At 48.7% G+C, this 1,092-nt stretch carries 2 tRNA genes and 2 rRNA genes; all 4 read left to right on the top strand.

Annotated features, from left to right (window positions below):
• Window positions 1-102, top strand: a 16S ribosomal RNA gene (locus ACSFE6_RS31515); the annotation flags it as partial.
• An 80-nt stretch (window positions 103-182) separates the two neighbouring features.
• Window positions 183-259: transfer RNA gene (locus ACSFE6_RS31510), tRNA-Ile, on the top strand.
• A 30-nt stretch (window positions 260-289) separates the two neighbouring features.
• A tRNA-Ala gene (locus tag ACSFE6_RS31505) sits at window positions 290-365 on the top strand.
• Between the two features lie 251 nt (window positions 366-616).
• A 23S ribosomal RNA gene (locus ACSFE6_RS31500) occupies window positions 617-1,092 on the top strand; the annotation flags it as partial.

Below are 1,092 nucleotides of genomic sequence, written 5' to 3'. Positions count from 1 at the left end.
AGTCTAACCTTCGGGGGGACGGTTACCACGGTGTGATTCATGACTGGGGTGAAGTCGTAACAAGGTAGCCGTAGGGGAACCTGCGGCTGGATCACCTCCTTAATCGACGACTCAGCTGTACCATAAGCTCCCACACGAATTGCTTGATTCATTGAAGAAGACGAAAGAAGCAGCCCGAAATTGGGTCTGTAGCTCAGTTGGTTAGAGCGCACCCCTGATAAGGGTGAGGTCGGCAGTTCGAATCTGCCCAGACCCACCAATTTTGTGTGGGAAACGCCTGTAGAGATACGGGGCCATAGCTCAGCTGGGAGAGCGCCTGCCTTGCACGCAGGAGGTCAGCGGTTCGATCCCGCTTGGCTCCACCACTACTGCTTCTGAAGTAAGAGCTTAGAAATGAGCATTCCATCGAATGATGGTGAATGTTGATTTCTAGTCTTTGACTAGTTCGTTCTTTAAAAATTTGGGTATGTGATAGAAAGATAGACTGAACACTACTTTCACTGGTAGTGGATCAGGCTAAGGTAAAATTTGTGAGTTTCTCTTAAGACTTTAAGAGTATTGCGAATTTTCGGCGAATGTCGTCTTCACAGTATAACCAGATTGCTTGGGGTTATATGGTCAAGTGAAGAAGCGCATACGGTGGATGCCTTGGCAGTCAGAGGCGATGAAAGACGTGGTAGCCTGCGAAAAGCTTCGGGGAGTCGGCAAACAGACTTTGATCCGGAGATGTCTGAATGGGGGAACCCAGCCATCATAAGATGGTTATCTTGTACTGAATACATAGGTGCAAGAGGCGAACCAGGGGAACTGAAACATCTAAGTACCCTGAGGAAAAGAAATCAACCGAGATTCCCTTAGTAGTGGCGAGCGAACGGGGACTAGCCCTTAAGTGGCTTTGAGATTAGCGGAACGCTCTGGAAAGTGCGGCCATAGTGGGTGATAGCCCTGTACGCGAAAATCTCTTAGTCATGAAATCGAGTAGGACGGAGCACGAGAAACTTTGTCTGAATATGGGGGGACCATCCTCCAAGGCTAAATACTACTGACTGACCGATAGTGAACTAGTACCGTGAGGGAAAGGCGAAAAGAACC

Source organism: Pseudomonas baetica (genome assembly GCF_051216495.1).
GTDB lineage: Bacteria > Pseudomonadota > Gammaproteobacteria > Pseudomonadales > Pseudomonadaceae > Aquipseudomonas > Aquipseudomonas baetica_B.
This window is presented reverse-complemented; position numbering and strand designations above follow the sequence as displayed.